The following is a 23,538-nucleotide window of genomic DNA, read 5'->3' on the forward strand; positions in this document are numbered from 1 at the left end:
GGTGACATCCGGGCACACCGGTGAGACGACGGAGGGCCGCGTGCGTACCACGGGCATGGGGAGAGCAGCGATCGCAGTGGCAGTCGCCGGGGCGGCCGTCCTGGCCGGCTGCACCGTGCAGGCCCCCGACGGCAGCGGGAAGAGCCGCTCACCGGTGCACATCGAGTTACCCGGCGACACCCCCTCCCCGGCCCGTACCCCCGCCGACGGTGGCGGACCGGGCACCACCGCTCCCACCGCTCCCGGCGACGACAAACCGAGCGCCGCCGCCGTGCCGCCCCGCGTGCTGTGGTCCCGCGGCGACACCGGCCGGGACGTCCGCGAGCTCCAGGCCCGGCTGCGGCAGGTCGCCTGGCTCTTCGACGGACCGACCGGCACGTACGACGAGTCGACGCAGCGGGCGGTCAGCGGCTTCCAGGGCAAGCGAGGGCTGCCGCGCACCGGGAAGACCGACACCGTCACCTGGCAGCGGCTGCTGCGGATGACCCGCGAGCCGGGCACCTGGGACCTCTACCTCATGGGCGGGCAGCCGGCCGACCCACCGGACCCGCGCTGCAGGACCGGGCGGGTGCTGTGCATCGACAAGACCAGCAGGACCCTGCGCTGGATGATCGACGGCCGGACCGTGTCGACGATGGCCGTCCGCTTCGGCTCACGCGGCACACCGACCCGGGAGGGTGTGTTCAGCGTCTACTGGAAGTCCCGCGACCACGTGTCGACGCTCTATGACTCGCCCATGCCCTACGCGATGTTCTTCAGCGGCGGCCAGGCCGTGCACTACTCCCCGGACTTCGCGGCCCGGGGCTACGCGGGCGCCTCCCACGGCTGCGTCAACGTCCGGGACGAGGGGGCGATCGCGGAGCTCTACGCGCAGGTCCGCGACGGCGACAAGGTCGTCGTGTCCTGGTGAGGACGCGGAAGGGGAATTGGGGCGCGGGCGGGACCGGGGAACGTGTCCCGCCCGCGCTCAGGTGCACGAGCCGTAGGTACGGGGGGAACCCCGGCTCCGTGCGACGGCCGATGACCAGTCGGCTCACTCATTACTGCGCCGGGGCGGCCGAAAACGTCACACCCTCGGCCAGGATATTTTCGCGGGGTACGAAACCGCAGGTCGGAGGGGTGCGAGAGACCGTGTGGACCGGCCGCGGTCCGCGGCGGCGTCGCCGTCCTGCCGCTCGGCACGCTTCCCGGCCCGCTTCTCGGCCTTCTTTCCGGCCTCGTCCTGCACACGGTCACCGTCCTGCTCGCGGTCGTGTTTCCGGTGCTGCTTCCCGGACCTGTCGTCGCGATCGCGCCGGTCGGTGTCCTCGTCGTGCCGCTCCGCCGAGCGTCCGCCGGACCCGGACAGAACGCCCTTGCAGTACTTCCAGACCCGGGAGCCGCCCGCCGCGTCGCGCAGGGCCCGCCTGCGGTCGGCGTCCAGCCGCTTGCCGTCGCGGAGGTCGCGGCAGGCGGCAGCGAGCTTCCCGCGGCTGTCGCTGTGGCTGTCGCCCCGGTCGCCGGAGCCGGGCTTCTGGGCCGGGTCGTCGCCTGCCACGTCCCGCCCGGGGTCGCCGCCACTCGGGTTGTCGTCGGGCGTGGACCCGCCCTGCACGGCGTCGCTCGGCGAGGGCGACACCAGCGGGCGCTCGGGCGGAGTGACGGCCGCCGAGACCGAGGAGCCGGGCCGGGGCTCGTCGTTGCCGAACGGTGCTTTCAGGGCTCCGGTTCCGGCCACGAGGGCGGCACCGCCGGCCATGCCTACCGCCAGCGCGGCGGCCAGGGCGAGGCGCGCCGGACGAGCCCAGCGAGGCCTCCGGACGTCGCCGGAGCCGCTGCCGCGCGGGGTTCCGATCCGGACCAGCCCGGCGTCGGCGACCTCGCTGCGGGCCCGCCCGCCGTCGGCCCCGGGGGCCGCCGCGGTGTCGGCGCGTTCCGCGCGCGCCTTGCGGAAGGCGGCCATCGCCGCGGCCTCACCGGGGAGTTCGTCGCTGGTCGGCGGGGGTGCGGCGGAGAGCGCGCGGAGCGCTGCGGCGAGCCGTTCGGCCTCGGCCCGGGAGGCGCCGTCGACAGCTTCGGGTGGCTCTCCGCTCAGCAAACGCTCCGCCGTTTCGCGGTCCAGCCACCTGTACTGCTCGTCGGCCATCACACATCCTTCTGCGTCCGCGCGACGCTTTGCGTCACACGTGCGGACGCCATGGCACCGCCGCGCGGTTCTCGCTGGGACGGCAGGGCGTCGAGGACTCCGGCGGATTCCGGATCGGCCTCCGGATCGTCGCCGAGCAGCTCGGCGAGCCGCTTCAGGCCCCGGTGGGCCGCCGTGCGTACGGCGCCCGGGCGCTTGCCGAGGGTCTCGGCGGCGGTCTTCGCGTCGAGCCCCACCACCACGCGCAGCACGACCGCCTCCGCCTGGTCCTGCGGCAGCCGGGAGATCAGGGAGAACGTGCCGTCGGTGGCGAGTGCTTCGATGGCCTCGTCGGCGGTGTCGGACTCGGCGGCCCGGCCGGCCAGTTCCGTCTCGTCGCCGCCGATCGCGGGCCGGCGGCCGCGCATGCGTATGTGATCCAGCGCACGGTTGCGGGCGATACGGGCGGCCCAGCCGCGGAAGCGGTCCGCGTCACCGGTGAACCGCTCCAGGTCCCGGGCGATCTGCAACCAGGCCTCGGAGGTCACGTCCTCGGCGTCGGGGTCGCCGACCAGCGTCCGTACGTACCCGAGCAGCCGCGGGTGCACGGCCCGGTACACAGTCCGGAACGCGGTTTCGTCTCCGTCCTGTGCCGCGCGCACCGCGGCGGTCAGCTCCGCGTCGTCCCCCAGCACCGCGCGCCCTTCTGCGCCTGAGCCGGCGCCGCTTTCGCGGACCGGGTTCTCGCCGTCGTGGTTCCTCAATTGATGGTTGCGGTGTGATCACCGCAAGTGGTTGCGGTGTGATGACCGCAGGTGGTTGCGGTGGTCTTGGTGCCTCCGCGTTGGCGCGAAAGGCACGTTACGACCTGAAACCACTCCCCGTCCATGTCCGCCCAGGATGCAACTAAGCCGTGACACGGTGGGGTGTGACAGAAAACGCACCCCGGGCGCTGTAGGTAGTACGGGCCGCCGCGCGGCCCGTGCCGCGCGACGGCCGGGGCCTCTCCTGTGGGGGGTGGCGGCCTCGGCCGTTGCCATGGCGGGACCCACCGGTGACCTGGCGAGGCGGCCGGGCACCTGCGCGATACGGCCTGGCACCCGGGCGGTGCGGCCGGGCGTGGACACGTGACTCTCTGGCTCCTGATGCCGAATTCTGCTACGGACGGCGGTCATTGGGCTGGGCGGGCTTGCCCTTGGCCCCGGCCGAGGTGCCGTCGGCGGGGTCGTCCCCGCCGTTGCGCGCGGCTCCCGATCCGTTCTCCGCGTTGCCCGCGCCGCTGTCCGCGTTGCCCGAGCCGCTGTCCGCGTTGCCGGGCCCGCTGTCCGCGTTGCCCGAGCCGTTGTCCGCGCCGGCGGCACCGGAGGCGCCTTCGCTCTTCTCCGGTCGTGCGGTGCTGCCGGGCTTCGCCTTCGCCCGGGCCAGTTGCTCGGCGCAGTACGCCGTGACGTTCCTCTCACCGCCCGCGGCCTCGACGAGGCGCTTCCAGGCCGTCGCGTCCATGGCCTTGCCCCGGCCGTCGGCCTGCTCGTAGGCACGGCAGTGGGCCTCGGTGTCCCGGGAGGGAGCGGGGCGGTCCGGGCGTGCGGACGCGGAACCGGACGGAGTGCCGGTGGCCCCGCCCGCCGAGGCGCCGGGGGCGCGGGTGGCGGCGGGCGGGCGACCGCGGTCACCGGCACCGTCCGTGGAGCCCACCGAGCCGATCGCCGCGACCGCGACCCCGCCCAGCGTGAGACTGGCGAGCAGCACGGAGAGCGTGGCCTTCAGCGAACGCCCCGGATACCGCCGCTCCCGGGGCCGCCAGTCGTCGCGGCGGCGAGTGCGGGCCCGGCGCACGCCGGCGTCCCGGGCGGCCAGGAACGCGGCCACAGCCCGCTGCTCGGCCTCGGCGTCGATCCGGTCCCGGACCAGCGCGGTCACGAGCAGCGCCTCCAGCTCGGCTTCGTCGAAGACGTGCCGGGCGCCGAGGCCCGGGCTGTCGAAGCCGGCCGTCCCGCGGTGGCCGGGCAGCCGGCCGTCGGCGTCACGCGCCGCCCGGTGGTCGCAGGCGGAGCCCCCAGGGTGCACACGCCGACGGCCCGGAAACCCGCCGCCGCTCCGATGGTCACCCATGTCCTGTTCCGTCCCTGCTCGATCCACGCGTCCCGCGGTGCCCGCCGGGTCCATACGACCCGGCCGGCCCGGCCGACCGGCCCGGCATTCCGGGTCCGATCCATACGTATCGTTCGTCCGCCCTGTTCAGGGCACCGGACCCGGCGACGCCGCCCGGCCAGCCGGCATCGTTCATTTCGACTCCCCCAGCGTCCGGGGAGCCTCATCCGTCACACCCTCTGCGCCCAGCCGGGTGGCGAGGCGTTTCAGGCCCCGGTACGCGGCCGTCCGCACGGCACCCGGCCGCTTGCCCAGGACCCGGGCGGCGGCGGGTCCGTCCAGCCCCACCACGACACGCAGCAGCACGGCCTCGGCCTGGTCCTGCGGCAGGCCCCCGACCAGCCGCAGCGCCTGCTCGGTGGACATGGCCTCCAGCGCCTGGTCGTGCGTGCTGTGCGGCCCGGGCAGGTCCAGGACGTCCTGCTCCAGCGCGGACGACCTCGGCCGTACGCGCTGGCGGCGCAGGTGGTCCAGCGCCCGGTGCCGGGCGATGGTCGCCGTCCAGCCGCGGAACCCGGCCCCGTCGCCCTTGAACCGTCCCAGGTCCCGGGCGATCTCCAGCCAGGCGTCGGAGGCCACGTCCTCCGCGTCGTCCCCGACCAGTCCGCGCAGATAGCCGAGCAGCCCGGGCTGCACGATCCGGTAGGCGACCGCGAAGGCCGCCTCGTCACCGTCCTGAGCCCGCTCGACGGCCTCGCCCAGTTCCCCGTCACGAGCCTGCGCGCGCCGGGGTTCCTCTCGCTGGCCCAAGAACCGTCCTCGTCCGTACTGATTTGCCCTCCACGATCATCAGCGCCGGACTACGGAGAAGTGTCACAGCAGACGTGGGCTCCGGCCCGGTAGGACGCGGCATCGACACAACCGGGTGACGTTTGGCCATAGCTGTGCGCTGGGTGAATGGCATCTGTGTGACAGCGGGTGCGAATGTGACCAGTTCTAGGGGTGGGGTAGTTGAGTCCTCGCAGCACGCGTGCGTACAAACCGCTCAGTCTGAAGAGACGGGCGTGGCTGACCATCGGCGCCGTGGTCCTGAGCGGAGCAGGGGTCGTCACGTACGCGATGGCTGATCCGCCCGGCGGTCCCGGCGGCGCGTCCCAGAGCCGCAAGCCGGCCGTCCACACCGTGAAGCTCGAGGAGAAGGGCTCCGGGCGCAAGGGCCTGGGCAAACAGGACACGGACCGGTTCAGCGCGGTACTGCTGACCTGGAACGACCCGGACGCCCGGGTCCGGGGCACGGCCGAGGTGCGGACCAGGGATCTGGAGAGCCGGCGCTGGTCGGGCTGGCAGAAGCTGGCGGCCGACCCCAGCCAGGCCGACGGCGCGGAAGGCGAGCGGGCCGCGCTGCGCGGTGGCACCGAGTCCCTCTGGACCGGCGACGCGGACGGCGTCGAGGTGCGGGTCGTGAACGCGGACGGCACGGAGGCGGGCGGTCAGCCCGCCGGCATGGACGTGAAGCTCCTCGACCCGGGCACCGACCCGAAGGGCGCCATCCGGCCCGCGGCCTACGCCGAGGAGACCCCCACCCCGACGACGGAGCCGACGGCCCCCACCCAGACCCCGACGACTCCCACCGAGGCCCCGACGGAGACGGCCACCCCGACCGAGACGGCCACGCCGACAGGCACCCCCGGCGACACGGCGTCCCCGACCACGTCCGCGTCTCCCACCACGCCCGCGTCCCCCACCCCGACGGCATCCCCCTCCCCGACGCCCACGGTCCCCGCGCCCCGCCCCTCCACCGTCGTCAAGCCGCCGGTCATCACGCAGGCCGAATGGGGCGCCTCCACGGACTACGACGGCACACCGGCCTACGGCACCGAGATCAAGGCCGCCGTCGTCCACCACACCGGCATGGACAGCGACAACACCCTGTCCTGCGCGCAGTCCCGGGCCCGAATGCGCTCCATCCAGCAGGAGCACTTCGCCCGCGGCTACTACGACATCGGCTACAACTTCGTCGTCGACAAGTGCGGCCAGATCTTCGAGGGCCGCAGCGGCGGCATGGACCTGCCGGTCACCGGCGCCCACGACGTCGGCTTCAACACCGACACCGTCGGCATCTCCTACATCGGCAACTTCGAGAAGGCCCGGCCGAGCCGCGCCGCGCTCGACGCGATCTCCCGTCTGGTCGCCTGGAAGTTCGGCATGTACGGCATCGACCCGACCGGCAAGGTGACGCTCACCTCCGGCAGCCCGGCCGGCCAGGACGGCAACAAGGTCGACAAGGGCGTCTCGATCACCCTGCCCCGGGTCTTCGGCCACCGGGACACCAACGCCACCGCCTGCCCCGGCGCGAACCTCTACTCCCAGCTCTCCCGCATCGCCCAGGTCGCCAAGACCCCGGGCATCTCGCACGCCCTCGCCACCTCCGACTACAACCGCGACGGCCTCACCGACCTGGTCGCGGGCACGCCCAAGGCGCTGAGCGGCGGCGGCACCGTCACCGTCGTCCCGGGCGGCATCGACGGCCCGGTCACCGCCGCCAAGGTGACGCTCAGCCAGAGCAGCCCGGGCGTGCCCGGCTCCCACGAGTCCGGCGACGGCTTCGGCACGTCCACCGCGTGGGGCGACGTCAACGGCGACGGCTACGCCGACCTCGCGATCGGCGCACCAGGCGAGGACGACACCAGCGGCCACGCCGACCGCGGCGCTGTCACGGTGATGTACGGTCCCGCCCTCGACACCGGCTTCTCCTACACCACGTCAGGACTCACCTCGACGGGCGCCAAACTCGGCTCCACGGTCGCCGTCGGCGACTTCAACGGCGACGGCAAGGCGGACGTCTTCTCCGCCGGCACCGGCAGGGGCGGCAACTGGAACGCCCGGCTGACGGGCGGCGCCACCAAGTACGGCACGCTCACCACGGCCACGGGCGCCGTCTCCTACCTCGACGCCGCGACCGGCGACTTCAACCGGGACGGCTACGCGGACATCGCCCTGAACTACCGCGACACCGGCGGCATCGGCCGGGTCGTCCGCTTCGCGGGCTCCGCGACCGGTCTGACCAAGGTGGGCGTCATCTCCGTCAAGGGCGGCTGCTCCCTCGCCGCCGGTGACATCAACGGCAACGGCTACGACGACATCGTCATCGGCCAGCCGGTCGCGTCCGAGTCCGGCGGGAAGTCCGGCGGCCAGATCACCATGGTCCCGGGCACGGCCACGGGCTTCACGACCACCGGCATGACCGTGATCCACCAGGACACGGCGTACGTGCCGGGCGGCAACGAGTCCGGTGACGCCCTCGGCACCTCCGTCTCGGTCGGCGACTACAACGCCGACGGTTACGCGGACGCCCTCGCGGGCGCCCCGGGCGAGGACCTGACCCGGGACGGCGTCAACCGCGCCGACGCGGGCGACGCGATCCTCGTCAAGGGCACCGCGTCCGGTCTGACCGGCTCCGGCTCGGTGGGGATCTCGCAGGACACCTCCGGCGTCCCGGGCTCGACGGAGACCGGCGACCGCTTCGGCTCGTCGGTGTCGCTGACGGACCTGTCCGGCTACGGCCGGGCGGACCTCACGTTCGGCGCCGACGGCGAGGACGGGGGCGACGGCGTCCTGCTGTACCTGCCGAGCAACAGCACCGGCCTCGGTTACGCCGACTCCGTCGTCTTCGGCAAGTCCACGCTGGGCACCCCGACGGACGCTCACCTGGGCCAGACGCTGACGCCGTGACAACTCGACCGGTCCTCGGCCGTTCGCCGGATTTCTCCGGAAGACCGAACGGACGGGTGGGCGATGGGGAAAGCCTCCCCCATCGCCCCCAAGAGGACCGGAATCGAGCCACGCATGACACGCCTTCTGCTGCACACCGCCGTCGCCACCGCCCTGGCCGCCGGCACGCTCGGCCTGACCCAGCCCGCCCGGACCTCCTCCTCCGACGGCGTGCACACCGTCCGGGTGCCGGACGGTGACCCGCACCAGCGGTCCCTCGCCCCGCGCACCACCGAGCCGTTCAGCATGATCGGTGTCACCTGGGACGACCCGGACGCGGCCCTGGACGGCACCGCGCATGTGCGCACCCGCTCCCGCGAGAGCGGCGCATGGAGCGCGTGGCGCGCGCTCGACACCGACGTCCGGACGCCCGAGACGGGCCCCGACCGCCACCGCGCCGGAGTCCGCGGCGGCACGCAGCCGCTGTGGACCGGGCCTTCGGACGGCGTCCAGGTGCGGGTGTCGGGCGGGCGGCTGCCCAAGGGGCTGCGCGTCGAACTGGTCGATCCGGACGGCGGGGCGGACGCCGTGCAGGCCACGGCCGTCGAACCGGACGTGGTGGAACCGGACGTCGTCGAACCGGCCGCCGGTGCGCCCCACGCCGAACGTCCCGCCGTCACGTCGCGTTCCGCCTGGGGCGCCGACGAGTCCCTGGTGAAGGACCCGCCCACCTACACCACCGACACCAAGGCGATGTTCGTCCACCACACGGCGGGCACCAACGACTACACCTGCGCCCAGTCGGCGTCGATCGTGCGCGGCGTGTTCCTCTACCACGTGCAGAGCAACGGCTGGAACGACATCGGCTACCACTTCCTCGTCGACAAGTGCGGCACGGTCTTCGAGGGCCGTGCGGGCGGCATGGACAAGCCCGTCCTCGGCGCGCACACCTACGGTTTCAACACCGCCACCAGCAGCGTCTCGGTGCTCGGCGACTACAGCAAGACGACCGCGAACACCGCCGTGCGCGAGTCGGTCGCCAAGGTCGCGGCCTGGAAGCTCGGCCTGTACGGCATCGACCCGACCGGCACGGTGGTGCTGACCGCCGGTGCCGGCAACGGCAAGTACAAGGCGGGCCAGAAGGCCACGCTGCACCGCATCTCCGGGCACCGCGACGGCTACCCGACCGAGTGTCCCGGCCGGCACCTCTACAGCGACCTGCCCGGGATCCGCACCCTCGCCGGGAAGGCCGCCAGGCCCGACGAGATGGCCGCGGGGCACGACGAGATGGCGACGGGGCCCGACGAGATGGCCGCGGATCCGGCCGGTCCCGGAACCGAGGACACCACGGTGGCGTTCCCGCGCTGAGCTACCGCCGGGGCGCGGCCGTCGTCGCGTCCCGGCACAGCAGCCGCAGCGAGCCGTGCCCGGCGTAGCAGCGGCGGGCCTCGTCGATCGGGTCCCAGAGGCGCCCGTCGGGGGTGCGGATCCAGTGGTCGCCGCCCGTCGCCCACCACTCGGCCCCGGCCTGACGTGCCATCACCTCACCGGCGTAGGCCCCGAATCCGCGCAGCACCTCCTGCACGGCGGCGTACGGCGCTCCTTCCCGCCGTATCCCCTCGATCATCCGGTCGATGCTCCACAGGCTCTGTGCCGAGTAGTCGAGGCGCAGCCGTGCTCCCTCGCGCATCGTCGCCACCGTGTCCGCCGCCCACCGCAGCGGCTTCGCCGCGGCCGAGGGCCTGGTTTCCGCTTGAGTCGTCACACCCCGGAAAGCGCTGCGGCGTGGCGTTTCGTCACACGGAATCGGCGACTTCCCCGAAGCGGCGCAGGACCGCCCCACCTCGCCCAACGGACGGTCACAGGACTCTCCCAGGAACGGGGGTTTAGGCCGGTCAGGGAGCCGGGCGCGGTGTCCGTCAGGTCTGTTGCCGGCTCCGGCGCGAGACGACCGCGCGCAGCACCCGTCGCCCCTCGGTCGACACCTCCAGCGCCCGCCGCAGCCCGGCCGGGCCGTGTCCGGCCAGGACCTCCAGGACGGTGATCTGGCGGCGCAGTTCCGCGGCGACGAGCGGCGACATGCCCTCCGTACGGCCCTCGCGGCGCACGGCGACCGACGAGGCGTCGTCGGCCGCGGTGTCGAGGAGGCGGTGGATCTGGAGGGACGCGACGGAGCAGGCGTCGGCCCACACCCGCACCCCGCCGGGGGACCGCTCGGCGGGAGCGGCCTCGAGCATCCGGTGGGCGAGCACGATCGCCTCGTCCCCGGTACCGGCGGCGTCCAGCTTCTTGCGCACCTGCTCCAGCCCCTCACCCCAGTCGCCGCTGCCGGCGCCGTCGCTGAGGCTCGCCCACAGCGGCCGCAGGGTCTCGTCGTCGCCGCCCAGCAGGGGCACGCACCGATCCAGACAAGCCAGCCCGCTCGCGGCCAGCCCGCGTTCGTCGGCCTGTGCGATCAACTCCACCAGGCTCATCCACGCCTCCCTCCGCGGGCCTTGCAGGGGCCCTACCAGGCCGCTTCCGGCCCTCACCCCTCACGGAACCCGCACTTCCCCTTACTGCGCGCAACGGCCCCGGAACGTCACAGGGGCACGACGCCCAGTCGGTCGAGGAAGCGGAAGAAGAGGTTTTCGGCCAGCGGGTCGGGGTCTGAAGTGAGTACGTCCACAAGAGCGTCGGCGTTCACTTCGTGCCCGGCCTCGGCGGACCAGCGGACCGCGCGCTCGGCGGCGTCGCGGGGTTCGAGGAAGTAGTCCTCCAGAGTGAGGCCCTCCCGGTCGGCCCCCAGGTACCCGGCCATGGCGGCCCGGGCGAGGCAGGTCGTCCACGTCCCGCTCTCCGGCGCCGCGGCCTCCAGCACCACGCACTCGCTGTTCATGACGTACCCGAACAGCGCGGGCGCCCCGGTCTCCCGGGCGAGGGCGTTCATGTTCCCCACGTCGCCGTCGCTGCTCGGGTACTCCCAGACCTGCCACCCGCCCGGCGCCGAGGTGCGCCGCACCATCCCGTCCGTCACACCCGTCAGAGCGTCCAGCTCCGCCAGCGGCCGCTCCCCACGGCCCACGACGAAGTACCCCCAGTACCCCATGCTCCGGTTCCCCCCGGCATATTCGATTCGGCTCGCGTCAGAAGACCACCACACCCGTACGGCAGTTCGCAGCCGTACGGGCCAATTCGTGTGCAGTCAGCCGAGCCTGTCCGCAAGCGCCCGGAACTCCGCCCAGGACAGCTCGGGCCGGCCCGGGTCCCACAGCTTCTGGACGGTCGCCCGCAGCGGCATCCGGATCCCGGCCGCCACCTGGTCCTGCGTCTGCGCGTTCGGGACGTCTCCCCAGACGGCGAAGACCCCGCCGAGGATCTGCCCGTCGTAACGCTCCGGCACGGCCTGCGTGTCGCGCAGCACCCGTGGCGTCCACTGCTCGTAGATCCGCTGCCCCGTCGGGTAGACGAAGGTCTGCGGCTCGCCGAGCACGTAGTACAGGAACTCGTCGTTGTAGTTGATCACCTTCCGGCCCGCGCTCAGGTACACCGCCGGCGGCCGGGCCCCGATCTCCTTGCCGGTCCAGTAGCCGACCTGGATGTCCTTGTCGGCGTCGACGGAGGTGTCCCTGAAGAAGCCGTCGTTCCACGCGCGCGGGACGCGCTCGTGATTGCGGACGGTGGCGGCCCGGTCGTTGAGCCAGCCGGTGGTGAGGTCGGCGACCGTCGCTCCGGAGCCGTACTTCTCCCGCGCGGCGGCGGCCAGCTGCGGGAACGACGCCTCCGGGTCGGAGCGCACCAGTGCCTGGTACTCGTCGCCGCCCAGGTGCCACGGCTCGCCGGGGAACAGGTCCGCGTACTCGTTCAGCAGGTCGTCGACGATCTCGGCGCTCTCGCTCTTGGAGATGTCGATGGCCCCTTGCACCGCCGACCCCTGCGCGGTGCGCAGCTGGAGGTCGGGGTGGGCGTCGAGGACGGCGCCGAGGTGCCCGGGCGAGTCGATCTCGGGCACGACGGTGATGTGCCGGCTCTCCGCGAGGTCGACGATCTTCCGCACCTGCGCCTTGGTCAGATGCTGCTGGGACACGATCTCCGGATGCGAGTCGGACTCGATCCGGAATCCCTGGTCGTCGGAGAAGTGCAGACCGAGCTGGTTGAACTTCAGATCGCCCAGTTCGCGGATCCGGTCCTCGATCCAGCCGGCCGTGTAGTTCTTGCGCGCGATGTCCAGCATGAACCCGCGCTCCGGCTTGGCCGGCTCGTCCCGCACCACGCCCTCGGGCGCGGTACCGCCGTCGTGCACCTCCTGCTTGAGGGTGCGGGTGCCGTAGAAGACGCCCGCGTCGGCGGGACCGCTGATCTCCACCCGCCCGTCGCGCACGGTCATGACGTACGACTCGGGATTCGCCTTCTTGTCGTCGTCCAGCGTCAGCCGTACGTCCCCGGCACGCCGGTCGTCCTTCTCGCCGTCGTACCTCAGCCCGAGCTCACCGGCGATCAGCCGGCCCTCGTCGGCCAGCGCCGGGTCGTCCACGACGACACGGTTCCCGCTCGCGGGGCGCCAGCCCGGGCCGCGCGCCGCGGTGTGCTCGCGCACGGCGGGGATCGTCTGCGGCGCCTTGGACAGGGCGTACGAGCGGCTCGGACTCGGGGCGCCCTCCGGCGAGGTGCCCCGCGGGGCGGCCGCGGACCGGCCCTGGGACGATCTGGCCTCCGGCCCGGTGGCCCCGCCGTCGCCGCCCGAGGCCGCCCAGAGCCCCAGGCTCACCCCGGCCGCGATCACGACCAGGGCGACGGCCATGGCCACGACCAGCACCTGCCGCTGCTTCCCCTGCTTTCCCTGCTTCGCCGCACCTCGGCGCCTGTGCTGACTCACATCGCCAACCTAAGACCCCCCGTCACCTCACGCCCGTCCACCACGCGTGCCGAATCTCTCTCTCCCGGGTGAAATTCGGGCATCCGTCGGACACGTCATGGTCGTACTCGATAGCGTGACGTCACATCTCTCACAACACACCCTGCCGACACACGTGACGCCCACGAGGACCCACGCTGCCTGCGCACCGTCTCCCAGACCTCCCCGGCCGACTCGCCATACCGGTGGAGCACTTCAACGCGGCCTCCGAGGAGGCCCTGGAGCAGACCCTCCTGTCCTGCCTGCGCAGCCCCCGCTGGCGTCGGCGTGTCGCGGAACACCGCCCTTATCCGGACCTGGACTCCCTGCTGGCCGCGGCGGACGAGGCGGCCTACGACCTCACCTGGCCCGACCTGACCGAGGCCCTGGCAGCGGAGTCCTTGCCGACGCTCCCGCCCGGCACGTACTCAGCGGCCTACACGGCCCTCAGCGCAGCCCACGCCGCATACGAGGCCCGCTTCGGACATGTGTTCGTCATCTGCCTGGAGGGGGTGCCGCGGGGTGAATGCCTGGACCACATCCTCGAGGGCATCCGGTCACGATTGACCAACGATCCAGAGGAAGAACGCGTGGTGGTGGCGGAAGAGCTCCGCCGCCTGGCGAGAGAACGGTTGGTACATGCCCTCAGGGGCGCGGGGAACTGCGCGAGCAACCACAACGAACCCGCACCAGGCAGATAACAGGACACCCCACCCCACAAGCCGCAAGGCTAGCCCGTACGCATGCCAGTTTGATCACACAGCCAGACCCCGGCTCAGCCCAGCGGCAGCGCCTCGCTACGATGCTGGGGGCCGGTGGACCGTACCCGGCCGGGCCCGACCGACACACCAAGCCGGCGCGGCCCCAATCCCCGCTCCCGGAGGAAACTTCCGTGCCGGCTGGAACGCTGTACCGCGGCCGGGAAGGAATGTGGTCCTGGGTGGCTCACCGAGTCACCGGCGTCCTCATCTTCTTCTTCCTGTTCGTTCACGTGCTGGACACCGCACTCGTCCGTGTGTCGCCCGAGGCCTACGACAAGGTCGTGGCCACGTACAAGACGCCGATCGTCGCGCTGCTGGAGTACGGCCTCGTCGCCGCCATCCTCTTCCATGCGCTCAACGGCCTGCGCGTCATCGCCGTCGACTTCTGGATCAAGGGCGCCCGCTACCAGAAGCAGATGCTCTGGACCGTCGTCGCCCTGTGGGTCGTGCTGATGCTCGGGGCGATCTACCCCGTCCTCGGCCACGCCGCTCGTGAACTGTTCGGGAGCTGACGCCAATGTCCACGTCTGAGAAGACCGCCGCCGGCGTCGGCCCCGTCGAGGGTGGCGCCGTCTACACCGTCGACAACCCCGCGCCCTTCATCGAGGCCCCGCGCAAGCGCACCAAGAAGACCCCGAAGTCCACCCGGGGCAACTTCGAGCTGGCCGCGTGGCTGTTCATGCGCCTGTCCGGCGTCGTGCTGGTCGTGCTGGTCCTCGGCCACCTGCTGATCCAGCTGGTGCTGGACGGCGGTGTCTCCAAGATCGGCTTCGCCTTCGTGGCGGGCCGCTGGGCGAGCCCCTTCTGGCAGGTCTGGGACCTGCTGATGCTGTGGCTCGCGATGCTGCACGGCGCCAACGGCCTGCGCACGGTCATCAACGACTACGCGGAGCGCGCGAACACCCGGCTGTGGCTCAAGGGCCTGCTCTACACCGCCACGGTGTTCACCATCCTGCTGGGCACGCTGGTGATCTTCACCTTCGACCCGAACATCCGCTAGGCACGGGGCTGCGAGAATCATGAAGATCCACAAGTACGACACCGTCATCGTCGGCGCCGGTGGCGCCGGTATGCGCGCCGCCATCGAGTCGACGAAGCGCAGCCGCACCGCCGTGCTCACCAAGCTCTACCCCACTCGCTCCCACACGGGCGCCGCGCAGGGCGGCATGGCCGCCGCGCTGGCCAACGTGGAGGAGGACAACTGGGAGTGGCACACCTTCGACACGGTCAAGGGCGGTGACTACCTGGTCGACCAGGACGCCGCCGAGATCCTGGCGAAGGAGGCCATCGACTCCGTCCTCGACCTGGAGAAGATGGGCCTGCCGTTCAACCGCACCCCGAACGGCACGATCGACCAGCGCCGCTTCGGCGGTCACAGCCGCAACCACGGCGAGGCCCCGGTCCGCCGCTCCTGCTACGCGGCCGACCGCACGGGCCACATGATCCTCCAGACGCTGTACCAGAACTGCGTCAAGGAGGGCGTGGAGTTCTTCAACGAGTTCTACGTCCTGGACCAGCTGATCACCGAGGTCGACGGCGTCAAGCGTTCGGCCGGTGTGGTGGCGTACGAGCTGGCCACCGGCGAGATCCACGTCTTCCAGGCGAAGGCCGTGATCTACGCCTCCGGCGGCTGCGGCAAGTTCTTCAAGGTGACGTCGAACGCGCACACGCTGACGGGTGACGGCCAGGCGGCGGTCTACCGCCGGGGCATCCCGCTGGAGGACATGGAGTTCTTCCAGTTCCACCCGACCGGCATCTGGCGCATGGGCATCCTGCTGACGGAGGGCGCCCGCGGTGAGGGCGGCATCCTCCGCAACAAGGACGGCGAGCGCTTCATGGAGAAGTACGCGCCGGTCATGAAGGACCTCGCCTCGCGTGACGTCGTCTCGCGCTCCATCTACACGGAGATCCGGGAAGGCCGCGGCTGCGGCCCCGAGGGCGACCACGTCTACCTCGACCTCACCCACCTCCCGCCGGAGCAGCTGGACGCCAAGCTGCCCGACATCACCGAGTTCGCCCGTACGTACCTCGGCATCGAGCCGTACACGGACCCGATCCCGATCCAGCCCACCGCGCACTACGCGATGGGCGGCATCCCGACGAACGTCGAGGGTGAGGTCCTGGCGGACAACACCACGGTCGTCCCGGGCCTGTACGCGGCCGGCGAGGTCGCCTGCGTGTCGGTGCACGGCGCGAACCGCCTCGGCACGAACTCCCTCCTGGACATCAACGTCTTCGGCAAGCGGGCCGGCATCGCCGCGGCCGAGTACTCCCAGACGGCGGACTTCGTCGAGCTGCCGGAGAACCCGGCCGAGTTCGTGCTCAAGCAGGTGGAGATGCTGCGCGACTCCACCGGCACCGAGCGCGTGACGACGCTGCGCAAGGAGCTGCAGGAGACCATGGACGCCAACGTCATGGTGTTCCGCACCGAGCAGACGATCAAGACGGCGGTCGAGAAGATCGCGGAGCTGCGCGAGCGCTACAAGAACGTGTCCATCCAGGACAAGGGCAAGCGGTTCAACACGGACCTGCTGGAGGCCATCGAGCTGGGCAACCTGCTCGACCTCGCCGAGGTCATGGCGGTCTCCGCGCTCGCCCGCAAGGAGTCCCGCGGCGGTCACTACCGCGAGGACTACCCGAACCGCGACGACGTCAACTTCATGCGGCACACCATGGCGTACCGCGAGGTCGGCGCCGACGGCTCCGAAACCGTCCGTCTCGACTACAAGCCGGTCGTCCAGACCCGCTACCAGCCGATGGAGCGTAAGTACTGATGGCTACCCCCGTTCTGGACAAGTCGGACGCGGCCGGAAAGCCCGAGCCCGGCTTCGCCGACTCCCCCTACATCACGGTCACCTTCCGCATCCGCCGGTTCAACCCGGAGGTCGCGGCGGAGGCCAGCTGGGAAGACTTCCAGCTGGAGATCGACCCGAAGGAGCGCGTCCTCGACGCCCTCCACAAGATCAAGTGGGACCTCGACGGCACGCTGACGTTCCGCCGTTCCTGCGCGCACGGCATCTGCGGCTCCGATGCCATGCGGATCAACGGCAAGAACCGCCTTGCCTGCAAGACGCTGATCAAGGACATCAACCCCGAGAAGCCGATCACGGTCGAGGCCATAAAGGGCCTGACGGTCCTGAAGGACCTGGTCGTGGACATGGAGCCGTTCTTCCAGGCGTACCGGGACGTCATGCCCTTCCTCATCACGAAGGACACGAACGAGCCCACGCGCGAGCGTCTGCAGACGGCCGAGGACCGCGAGCGCTTCGACGACACGACGAAGTGCATCCTCTGCGCGGCGTGCACCACGTCGTGCCCGGTCTTCTGGAACGACGGCCAGTACTTCGGCCCGGCGGCCATCGTCAACGCGCACCGCTTCATCTTCGACTCGCGTGACGAGGCGGGCGAACAGCGCCTGGAGATCCTCAACGACCGCGACGGCGTCTGGCGCTGCCGCACGACCTTCAACTGCACGGACGCCTGCCCGCGCGGTATCGAGGTCACGAAGGCGATCGCGGAGGTCAAGCGAGCGCTGATCACGCGTCGCTACTGAGGTCTTCCTCGGCAGTCCCTCGAGGGCCCCGTCTCCGGTTCCGCACCGGGGCGGGGCCCTCGCCGTGCCTCGTTCGAGTGAGTTGCCCAGGGTCGACCCGTACGCCTACGTGATTGTCGGCAGGACGCGAACGCCTCCACGTCCTCACTGGTCCGGCCCGGGACGGCTCGGCGCCAAGGTGGCTCTGGACGTCGCAGCGATCCTGAAGGCCGGCCGGCCGAAAAAGGCCGAGTGACCTGATCCGGACAGAAACGGGACGTGACCGGCCACTTGGGGAGCAACTACTGTCACGGCTGTAACTCCCGTGGCCAGACTCCCCGCATGGCAAACCTCAGAAGGACCGCCGCCGCGCTCCTGGCCACGGCTTCCGCGCTGCTCCCGGTATCCCCCACAGCCTCTGCAGCCCCCTCTCCGGTCCTCGCACGGGAGAGCTTCGACCGCCTTCCCCTCGGCCCGGTCACCGAAGGCCGCGACTGGACCTCGGACGCCTCCGACGGCACGCTGACCGTCACCCGCGCCTCGACCGGCCACGGACGTGAACTCCGCATCCGCACCGAGGGCAACGGCCGCGCCTTCCTGGTGTTCCCGCACCTCGCCCCGCCCGGCAACAGCTTCTGGGCCCGGATGCGGCTGAAGGTGGACGCGTTCCCGACCGCCCCCGACTGGGCGCACTGGACCCTGGCGGAGGCCTCCGGCCTGGACTCCCCGACGCTCGTCCGCCCGCTCGGCGGCCAGTACGTGCCCACGGAGAAGCGCAACTTCTACGGTGTCGGCTCCGACCTCGGACCCACCGGCGACTGGACCGCGTGGCAGACCTCCGCGCCGGCGACGGCCGGGAAGTGGCAGTGCGTCGAGTTCCACCTGGACGCCACGGACAACCGCGTCACGGTCTACTTCGACGGCGTACCCCAGCCCGACCTGACCGTCTCCACCGACCGGCACGGCGGTACGACGGACCCGTTCATCTTCCCGACCTTCGACAAACTCAAGCTGGGCTGGCAGCTGTACCAGTCCGACCCGAGCCCGTCGTCGTACGACGTCCGGCTGGACGACATCGCGCTGAGCACGCGGAGGATCGGGGGGTGCGCGGACTGACGGGACGCCGGCAATCACCCTGGGCCACGTGTTGAACATGTTCAAAAAGGGGTCTAGAGTCATCCCCGACAGCGTTTTGAACGTGTTCAAGAAGGGTGGGGCAATGGACCGCACGGTCATCGCCTACGTCATCTACCTGCTGGTCAGCATCGGTCTGACCATCTGGGTGGCCCGCACGCTCAGCCGGAACGGGAGGATCTTCCTCGCCGACGTGCTGCACGGCAACGAGAAGCTCGCCGACGCCGTCAACCACCTCCTGGTGGTCGGCTTCTACCTCGTCAACCTCGGGTTCGTCGCGCTGTACCTGAGCGGCGACGGAACCATCACCGACACGCGCGGTGTCTTCGAGGCCCTGTCGACCAAGCTCGGCGTGGTGCTGCTGGTGCTCGGCGTGATGCACCTGGCCAACGTCTACGTGCTCAACCGGATCCGGCGGCGCGGTGCCATGGAGCGCGAGCAGGTGCCGCCGGTGCCGCCGCAGGGCTGGGCCGCCCCGCAGGCCCAGGCCTGAGCGGAGCGCGGCATGAACGCCACCGCACCGGTCCGCCGCCTCACCGTCCTGTACGACGCCGAGTGCTCCCTGTGCGCGTTCCTGCGCGACTGGCTCCTGCGGCAACCGAAGCTGGTGCCGCTGGAGCTGGTCCCGGCCGCCTCCGAGGAGGCCCGGGGGCGGTTTCCCGGCCTCGACCACGGCGCCACCCTCGAAGAGATCACCGTCGTCGGCGACGCCGGGCAGGTCTACCGGGGCCCCGCCGCCTGGATCGTCACCCTGTGGGCGCTGCGCGAGTACCGGCCGCTCGCCCACCGGCTCAGCACCCCGTCCGGCGCCCGGCTCGCCAAGGGCGCGGTGCTGGCCGCCGCCAAGTGGCGCGGCGCGCAGTGGAACCGGGGGCAGGGAGGCGGGGCGCACTGGGGCGAGGCTCAGTGGGGCGGCCGGGTGTACCGGCGGGCGGACGGATGGGCGTACGACCCGGACGTCGGCTGGACCCATACCGCGCCGGGCTGCGCCGACGGCACCTGCGCCCCTGACCGGGCGCCGGGGCGCTGACGTTAGGCTCTCTTCCCGTGTCCGCGAAGAACGACGGCCCCGACGACGGCGCCACCCCGAGCAAGTCCGAGCAGACCCGCGCCCTGATCCTGGAGACGGCCATGCGGCTGTTCCAGGAGCGCGGCTACGACAAGACGACGATGCGGGCCATCGCCAAGGAGGCCGGGGTCTCCGTCGGCAACGCGTACTACTACTTCGAGGGCAAGGAACACCTGATCCAGGGCTTCTACGACCGGATCGCCGCCGAGCACCAGGTGGCGGTCCGGGAGATCCTGGACCGGGAGACCGATCTGGAGGCCCGGCTCGCGGGCGTGCTGCGGGCGTGGCTGGACATCGCCGCGCCCTACCACGAGTTCGCGGTGCAGTTCTTCAAGAACGCCGCCGACCCGGACAGCCCGCTCAGCCCCTTCTCCCCGGAGTCGGAGCACGCGCGCGAGGAGGCCATCAGCGTCCACCGGGAGGTGCTGGCCGGGGCGACGAAGACCAAGGTGGCCGAGGAACTGCGGGGCATCCTGCCCGAGTTGATGTGGCTGTCCCAGATGGGCCTCGTCCTGTACTGGATCTTCGACCGGACCGAGGGCCGGGAGCGCAGCTACCGGCTCGCCGAGCGCGGGGCCCGGCTCACCGCGCGGGGCGTCTCGCTGGCCCGCTTCCGGGTGCTGCGGCCGCTGGTGCGCGAGGTGCACGAGCTGTTCACGGACTTCCTGCCGGGCATGACCCGGGCGATCCCGGACCCGGCCGCGCGCCGGACCGAATCCTAGACCGCCGGCGCCAGGAGCCCGTCAGAGCTGCGTGAGGCTCCAGAGGCGGAACACGCCCGTGCCGTCCGACAGGTACTGGCCGCCGCCGATGTCCTCGGTGGTGACGACGTACTCCTTCGCCTGCCACAGCGGCAGCACCGGCACGTCCTGGGCGACGGTCTGCTGCACCGACTGGAAGTCCCGGTCGGCCTCGCCGCGGTCGGCGTAGCGGCGGCTGTCCTTGATGAGCCGGTCGACGGCCTTGCTGCTGTAGCCGGTGTTCATGGCGCTGCCGGTGCCGACGAGCGCGGCCTGGAAGGTGTCCGGGTCGGGGTAGTCGGCGACCCAGCCGACGGCGTACGCGTCGAGCTCGCCGCTCGCCCAGCGCTTCTGGAAGTCGGTCCACTCGTAGCCCTTGAGGGTGACCTTGAACAGGCCGCTCGCCTCCAGCTCCCGTTTGATCTCGGCGGCCTCCTGCGCACCGGCGCCGCGGCCCTTGGCGTAGCCGTAGGTGAAGCGGACGGGCAGGGTCACGCCGGCCTGGGTGAGCAGCTTGCGCGCCTTCTTCGGGTCCTGCCGGGGGTAGTCGTCGAAGAACGAGGCGGTGTGCCCGGTGAGGCCCGCCGGGATCAGGGAGTACAGGGGGTCGACGGTGCCGTCGTAGACGGTGGCGGCCAGCCGCTCGCGGTCGATGAGCCAGGCCATGGCCTGCCGGACCTTCGGATTGTGCAGGGGCTTGCCCGCGCGGGTGTTGAAGTACAGGTTGCGGGTCTCGGAGCCGTCCGCCTCGAAGACGCGCTGCGCGGGATCGCTCGGGTTCAGGTCGGCGAGGACCGCGGGCGGCAGCTGGTCGGTCGTGACCTCGACGCGCTTGTCCTTCCACGCGGTGTCCAGGGCAGCGGGGGTGGCGTAGTAGCGCAGTTCGACGGGCCTGTTCGCACCGCCTTTGACCGCGCCCCGGTAGCGGCTGTTGGGCGCGAGGACCGCCGTGGCGTCCTTCGTGTAGGAGGTGAGGGTGTACGGGCCGGTGCCGTCGACACGGCTGCCGGTGCGCAGCTTGCCTGCCGGGTAGGCGGTGTGGTCGACGATCGAGCCCGCGCCGGTGGCCACCTTGAACGGGAACGTGGCGTCGGGCGAGGACAGGTGGAAGGTGACGGTCAGCCCGTCGGCGTCCACGGAACGGAGGGTGTCGAGCAGGGACGCCGGGCCGACCGGGGACTTGATCCTCATGATCCGGTCGAAGGAGTACTTCACGTCCTCGCCGGTCATCGTCCGGCCGCTCGGGAAGGTGAGGCCGGAGCGCAGTTCGCAGCGGTACGTGGTCAGGTCGCCGTTGGCGAACGCGCAGCTCCTGGCCGCGTCCGGTACGGGTGCGGTGCCGCCCGGGGCGAAGGTGAGCAGCGACTGGAAGACGTTGCTGAACAGCGCCCAGGAACCGGCGTCGTAGGCGCCCGCCGGGTCGAGTGACGTGACGGCGTCCGTCGTGCCGACCGTGATGGCCGTGCCGTCCTTCTTCGAGGGCACGAGCTGCCAGGCGCCCACCCCCACGGCCGCCAGGACGAGCAGTCCCGCGAGTATCCGCATGCGAACCGATCGCATCGGCCTTGCCCTCCCAGGCCCGTGGGCCCTTGTGCCAGTGCCACACCCCTTTGTGGCGGCCTCACCCAATCACAGGTGTTTGAGCGGGCGGAAGGGAGATCTGCCGAGTTGGGAAAAAACTTACCGATGGGCCTTTCGGTCCGGTTTCACAGCGCTCTCACAGGGTCAGGCCTGCCGCGACGCCAGCTCGATCAGGGTGATGTCCGACGGTGCCCCCACCCGCGTGGGCGGGCCCCAGGCGCCGGCGCCGCGGGAGACGTAGAGCTGGGTGTCGCCGTAGCGCTCCAGGCCCGCGACGGTCGGGTTCGCGGCGGCGGCGATGAGGTTGCCGGGCCAGAGCTGGCCGCCGTGGGTGTGGCCGGACAGCTGGAGGTCGACGCCGTGCTCGACGGCGTCGTGGATCTGCACGGGCTGGTGGGCGAGCAGTACGCACGCGCGTGCCGTGTCGCGGTCGCCGAGGGCGCGGGCGTAGTCGGGGCCCTGGCCCTCGTCCTCGCCGGTGACGTCGTTGACTCCGGCCAGGTCGAAGTACGGCATCTCCCTGCGGGCATTCTCCAAGGGGGTGAGTCCGAGGCGGCGGACCTCCTCGACCCACTGCTCGGCGCCGGAGAAGTACTCGTGGTTGCCGGTGACGAAGTAGGACCCGTGACGGGCCTTCAGCTGGGCCAGGGGGGCCGCCGCGGGGCCCAGGTCCTTCACACTGCCGTCGACCAGGTCGCCGACGACCGCGATCAGGTCGGGCTGGGTCGCGTTGATCGTGTCGACGACCTTCTGCGCGAAGCCGCGGCCCAGGACCGGGCCGAGGTGCACATCACTGACCACGGCGATCCGGTACCCGTGCGCTGCGCGCGGCAGTTTGGCCAGGGGCACGGTGACCCGCTTCACCTTGGGCCCACGCAGCACGCCGTACGTCCCGTACCCCACGGTCCCGGCAGCAGCGGCCGCGGCGGCCCCGGCGACGACCCGGGAGACGAAGAGACGGCGGGAGGGGCCGGTGGGAGCGGAGGCGGTGCTGTCGGGGGCGCCTGGGGTGGTGAGCGGCTGCGGGGAGCTGTCGGGGGTGGCGGGTGCGGGGCCGGCCTGCGGGTGGGGGTCGGTGACGGGGGCGGTCACCGTGCCGCCGGGGTCGGCGTGCATGGCGGTCGCCGCCACGGACGTGGGTACACCGCCGGGCGCACCGGCACCGTCATCCGTCCGCGGGCCGCTCGCCGTCGCGGACAGGGGTGCCCCGCCGGCCCGGTCCGTCTGTGGTGCGGCAGCGGGGTCACCGGCGGCGCCGGGCGCACCGGCACCGGGCTCAAAGCCCGTGCCGTTCGCCCTCGCCCTCGCCCGCCGCTCGAGGAACCACCGCAGCACCGGCCGTACGGCCTCCCCCGCGACGACCGCCAGCAGCAGGTATACCGACAGGGCCAGCCACAGGAAGCCCGGCCAGGCGAGGACCTGCTGGAGCCAGAAGGGGGCGCCGGTGCGTTCGGCGACCAGGGCCGTGATCGCGAGGAGCCAGCCGCCGGCGATCAGGGCCGCGCCCGCGCGGCGGGTGAGGCCCGGGCCGCGGGTCGTGTCGCGGAACAGGCGGCGCCACACGTACCAGTTGGCCGTCACGATGACGGCCAGGACGAGCGTTGCGACGAGTACGAAGACGAAGGCCACGGTGTCGTGTCTCCCGATTGCCGTTATGACGTCCGGCGCAGTGCGCGCAGACCACGCAACCCGATGGCCCCGATGGCCGTCCCCAATACGAAGGAGACGACGGCGAGCAGCAGGTGCACCCAGAAGTACGCCGTGGGATGACCGTCGTCGAAGGCGAGCCCGCTGCTGTCCTTGACAAGGTTCTTGACGAAAGTGATCCAGATGACCCAGCTCCACACCCCGAAGGCGAGCAGGAACCAGGAGACGGGGCGGCTGAGCTTCATGAGACCAGTATCGCCAAGGCCTGTCCGGTTCCGTTCGCGGGGTGGGGGCG

At 71.7% G+C, this 23,538-nt stretch carries 23 protein-coding genes; 12 read left to right on the forward strand and 11 right to left on the reverse strand.

Going from position 1 to position 23,538, the window contains the following annotated elements; translation table 11 throughout:
• Positions 1-55: 55 nt before the first annotated feature.
• Positions 56-910, forward strand: coding sequence for a L,D-transpeptidase family protein (locus tag MQE23_RS17005; RefSeq protein ID WP_037670438.1), 855 nt, complete (start codon positions 56-58; stop codon positions 908-910).
• Positions 911-1,066: 156 nt separating this feature from the next.
• Here the strand turns inward: MQE23_RS17005 and MQE23_RS17010 are convergent, their stop codons facing one another.
• The 4 genes from MQE23_RS17010 to MQE23_RS17025 form a co-directional block, all read right to left on the reverse strand.
• The gene (locus MQE23_RS17010) at positions 1,067-2,125 is read right to left on the reverse strand and encodes a hypothetical protein (protein ID WP_243379517.1); all 1,059 of its coding nucleotides are present in this window, start codon (positions 2,123-2,125) and stop codon (positions 1,067-1,069) included.
• Positions 2,125-2,799 (reverse strand): RNA polymerase sigma factor, encoded by a 675-nt coding sequence (locus tag MQE23_RS17015; RefSeq protein ID WP_243379518.1) that lies wholly within the window; start codon positions 2,797-2,799, stop codon positions 2,125-2,127. Before MQE23_RS17015 ends, MQE23_RS17010 begins: the two co-directional genes overlap by 1 nt.
• Positions 2,800-3,262: 463 nt before the next feature.
• Positions 3,263-4,216 carry a hypothetical protein gene (locus MQE23_RS17020; protein WP_243379519.1) on the reverse strand — a complete coding sequence of 318 codons (954 nt, stop codon included), beginning with the start codon at positions 4,214-4,216 and terminating at the stop codon, positions 3,263-3,265.
• A gap of 171 nt (positions 4,217-4,387) precedes the next feature.
• The gene (locus MQE23_RS17025) at positions 4,388-5,005 is read right to left on the reverse strand and encodes an RNA polymerase sigma factor (RefSeq protein ID WP_020273754.1); all 618 of its coding nucleotides are present in this window, start codon (positions 5,003-5,005) and stop codon (positions 4,388-4,390) included.
• A 309-nt stretch (positions 5,006-5,314) separates the two neighbouring features.
• On the opposite strand from MQE23_RS17025, the gene MQE23_RS17030 reads away from it, so the two are divergent.
• The gene (locus MQE23_RS17030; protein ID WP_243382664.1) at positions 5,315-7,927 is read left to right on the forward strand and encodes an N-acetylmuramoyl-L-alanine amidase; all 2,613 of its coding nucleotides are present in this window, start codon (positions 5,315-5,317) and stop codon (positions 7,925-7,927) included.
• Between the two features lie 114 nt (positions 7,928-8,041).
• Positions 8,042-9,274: an N-acetylmuramoyl-L-alanine amidase gene (locus tag MQE23_RS17035; RefSeq protein ID WP_243379520.1), complete on the forward strand. Its 1,233-nt coding sequence runs from the start codon at positions 8,042-8,044 to the stop codon at positions 9,272-9,274.
• A gap of 1 nt (position 9,275) precedes the next feature.
• On the opposite strand, the gene MQE23_RS17040 is transcribed toward MQE23_RS17035, so the two are convergent.
• From MQE23_RS17040 to MQE23_RS17055, 4 genes are all read right to left on the reverse strand, one after another.
• On the reverse strand, positions 9,276-9,671 hold the full coding sequence (locus tag MQE23_RS17040) for a hypothetical protein (RefSeq protein WP_020273758.1): 396 nt from the start codon (positions 9,669-9,671) through the stop codon (positions 9,276-9,278).
• Between the two features lie 154 nt (positions 9,672-9,825).
• Positions 9,826-10,380 (reverse strand): hypothetical protein, encoded by a 555-nt coding sequence (locus MQE23_RS17045; RefSeq protein ID WP_020273759.1) that lies wholly within the window; start codon positions 10,378-10,380, stop codon positions 9,826-9,828.
• 107 nt (positions 10,381-10,487) lie between these two features.
• A complete protein-coding gene (locus tag MQE23_RS17050) occupies positions 10,488-10,994 on the reverse strand; it encodes a hypothetical protein (RefSeq protein ID WP_020273760.1) in 507 nt (168 codons plus the stop codon).
• Between the two features lie 96 nt (positions 10,995-11,090).
• A complete protein-coding gene (locus tag MQE23_RS17055; protein ID WP_243382666.1) occupies positions 11,091-12,686 on the reverse strand; it encodes a glycoside hydrolase family 20 protein in 1,596 nt (531 codons plus the stop codon).
• A 299-nt stretch (positions 12,687-12,985) separates the two neighbouring features.
• Between MQE23_RS17055 and MQE23_RS17060 the strand changes: the two genes are divergently transcribed.
• The 9 genes from MQE23_RS17060 (at position 12,986) to MQE23_RS17100 (ending at position 19,997) form a co-directional block, all read left to right on the forward strand.
• Positions 12,986-13,480, forward strand: coding sequence for a 2-oxo-4-hydroxy-4-carboxy-5-ureidoimidazoline decarboxylase (locus MQE23_RS17060; protein ID WP_243379521.1), 495 nt, complete (start codon positions 12,986-12,988; stop codon positions 13,478-13,480).
• 191 nt (positions 13,481-13,671) lie between these two features.
• Entirely contained in the window at positions 13,672-14,052 is a 381-nt protein-coding gene (sdhC, locus tag MQE23_RS17065; RefSeq protein ID WP_037670267.1) for a succinate dehydrogenase, cytochrome b556 subunit, read from the forward strand.
• A 5-nt stretch (positions 14,053-14,057) separates the two neighbouring features.
• Positions 14,058-14,540, forward strand: a complete 483-nt coding sequence (locus MQE23_RS17070; protein ID WP_020273764.1) for a succinate dehydrogenase hydrophobic membrane anchor subunit — start codon at positions 14,058-14,060, stop codon at positions 14,538-14,540.
• Between the two features lie 19 nt (positions 14,541-14,559).
• Positions 14,560-16,314 carry a succinate dehydrogenase flavoprotein subunit gene (sdhA, locus tag MQE23_RS17075; RefSeq protein ID WP_020273765.1) on the forward strand — a complete coding sequence of 585 codons (1,755 nt, stop codon included), beginning with the start codon at positions 14,560-14,562 and terminating at the stop codon, positions 16,312-16,314.
• Positions 16,314-17,093 (forward strand): succinate dehydrogenase iron-sulfur subunit, encoded by a 780-nt coding sequence (locus MQE23_RS17080; protein ID WP_020273766.1) that lies wholly within the window; start codon positions 16,314-16,316, stop codon positions 17,091-17,093. Before sdhA ends, MQE23_RS17080 begins: the two co-directional genes overlap by 1 nt.
• Positions 17,094-17,414: 321 nt before the next feature.
• A complete protein-coding gene (locus tag MQE23_RS17085; RefSeq protein WP_243379522.1) occupies positions 17,415-18,188 on the forward strand; it encodes a LamG domain-containing protein in 774 nt (257 codons plus the stop codon).
• A 103-nt stretch (positions 18,189-18,291) separates the two neighbouring features.
• Entirely contained in the window at positions 18,292-18,699 is a 408-nt protein-coding gene (locus MQE23_RS17090; RefSeq protein ID WP_243379523.1) for a hypothetical protein, read from the forward strand.
• A gap of 12 nt (positions 18,700-18,711) precedes the next feature.
• Positions 18,712-19,236, forward strand: a complete 525-nt coding sequence (locus MQE23_RS17095) for a DCC1-like thiol-disulfide oxidoreductase family protein (RefSeq protein WP_020273769.1) — start codon at positions 18,712-18,714, stop codon at positions 19,234-19,236.
• A 17-nt stretch (positions 19,237-19,253) separates the two neighbouring features.
• Complete coding sequence (locus MQE23_RS17100) at positions 19,254-19,997, forward strand: TetR family transcriptional regulator (protein WP_020273770.1); 744 nt, start codon at positions 19,254-19,256, stop codon at positions 19,995-19,997.
• A 21-nt stretch (positions 19,998-20,018) separates the two neighbouring features.
• Here the strand turns inward: MQE23_RS17100 and MQE23_RS17105 are convergent, their stop codons facing one another.
• The 3 genes from MQE23_RS17105 to MQE23_RS17115 form a co-directional block, all read right to left on the reverse strand.
• Complete coding sequence (locus tag MQE23_RS17105; protein WP_243379524.1) at positions 20,019-21,560, reverse strand: ABC transporter substrate-binding protein; 1,542 nt, start codon at positions 21,558-21,560, stop codon at positions 20,019-20,021.
• 180 nt (positions 21,561-21,740) lie between these two features.
• The gene (locus MQE23_RS17110) at positions 21,741-23,225 is read right to left on the reverse strand and encodes a metallophosphoesterase (RefSeq protein ID WP_243379525.1); all 1,485 of its coding nucleotides are present in this window, start codon (positions 23,223-23,225) and stop codon (positions 21,741-21,743) included.
• Positions 23,226-23,248: 23 nt separating this feature from the next.
• Complete coding sequence (locus tag MQE23_RS17115) at positions 23,249-23,488, reverse strand: hypothetical protein (protein WP_010047056.1); 240 nt, start codon at positions 23,486-23,488, stop codon at positions 23,249-23,251.
• Positions 23,489-23,538: the final 50 nt, after the last annotated feature.

The organism is Streptomyces sp. HP-A2021, assembly GCF_022807935.1.
Lineage (GTDB): Bacteria > Actinomycetota > Actinomycetes > Streptomycetales > Streptomycetaceae > Streptomyces > Streptomyces afghaniensis.

Bases quoted from the DNA above. Each gene is read 5' to 3' on its own strand.
- MQE23_RS17090 (WP_243379523.1), top strand. From the start codon at position 18,292: ATGGACCGCACGGTCATCGCCTACGTCATCTACCTGCTGGTCAGCATC.
- MQE23_RS17115 (WP_010047056.1), bottom strand. From the start codon at position 23,488: ATGAAGCTCAGCCGCCCCGTCTCCTGGTTCCTGCTCGCCTTCGGGGTG.
- MQE23_RS17070 (WP_020273764.1), top strand. From the start codon at position 14,058: ATGTCCACGTCTGAGAAGACCGCCGCCGGCGTCGGCCCCGTCGAGGGT.
- MQE23_RS17020 (WP_243379519.1), bottom strand. From the start codon at position 4,216: ATGGGTGACCATCGGAGCGGCGGCGGGTTTCCGGGCCGTCGGCGTGTG.
- MQE23_RS17050 (WP_020273760.1), bottom strand. From the start codon at position 10,994: ATGGGGTACTGGGGGTACTTCGTCGTGGGCCGTGGGGAGCGGCCGCTG.
- MQE23_RS17095 (WP_020273769.1), top strand. From the start codon at position 18,712: ATGAACGCCACCGCACCGGTCCGCCGCCTCACCGTCCTGTACGACGCC.
- MQE23_RS17055 (WP_243382666.1), bottom strand. From the start codon at position 12,686: ATGGCCGTCGCCCTGGTCGTGATCGCGGCCGGGGTGAGCCTGGGGCTC.
- MQE23_RS17105 (WP_243379524.1), bottom strand. From the start codon at position 21,560: ATGCGGATACTCGCGGGACTGCTCGTCCTGGCGGCCGTGGGGGTGGGC.
- MQE23_RS17085 (WP_243379522.1), top strand. From the start codon at position 17,415: ATGGCAAACCTCAGAAGGACCGCCGCCGCGCTCCTGGCCACGGCTTCC.
- sdhA (WP_020273765.1), top strand. From the start codon at position 14,560: ATGAAGATCCACAAGTACGACACCGTCATCGTCGGCGCCGGTGGCGCC.
- MQE23_RS17035 (WP_243379520.1), top strand. From the start codon at position 8,042: ATGACACGCCTTCTGCTGCACACCGCCGTCGCCACCGCCCTGGCCGCC.
- MQE23_RS17045 (WP_020273759.1), bottom strand. From the start codon at position 10,380: ATGAGCCTGGTGGAGTTGATCGCACAGGCCGACGAACGCGGGCTGGCC.
- MQE23_RS17030 (WP_243382664.1), top strand. From the start codon at position 5,315: ATGGCTGATCCGCCCGGCGGTCCCGGCGGCGCGTCCCAGAGCCGCAAG.
- MQE23_RS17010 (WP_243379517.1), bottom strand. From the start codon at position 2,125: ATGGCCGACGAGCAGTACAGGTGGCTGGACCGCGAAACGGCGGAGCGT.
- MQE23_RS17080 (WP_020273766.1), top strand. From the start codon at position 16,314: ATGGCTACCCCCGTTCTGGACAAGTCGGACGCGGCCGGAAAGCCCGAG.
- MQE23_RS17005 (WP_037670438.1), top strand. From the start codon at position 56: ATGGGGAGAGCAGCGATCGCAGTGGCAGTCGCCGGGGCGGCCGTCCTG.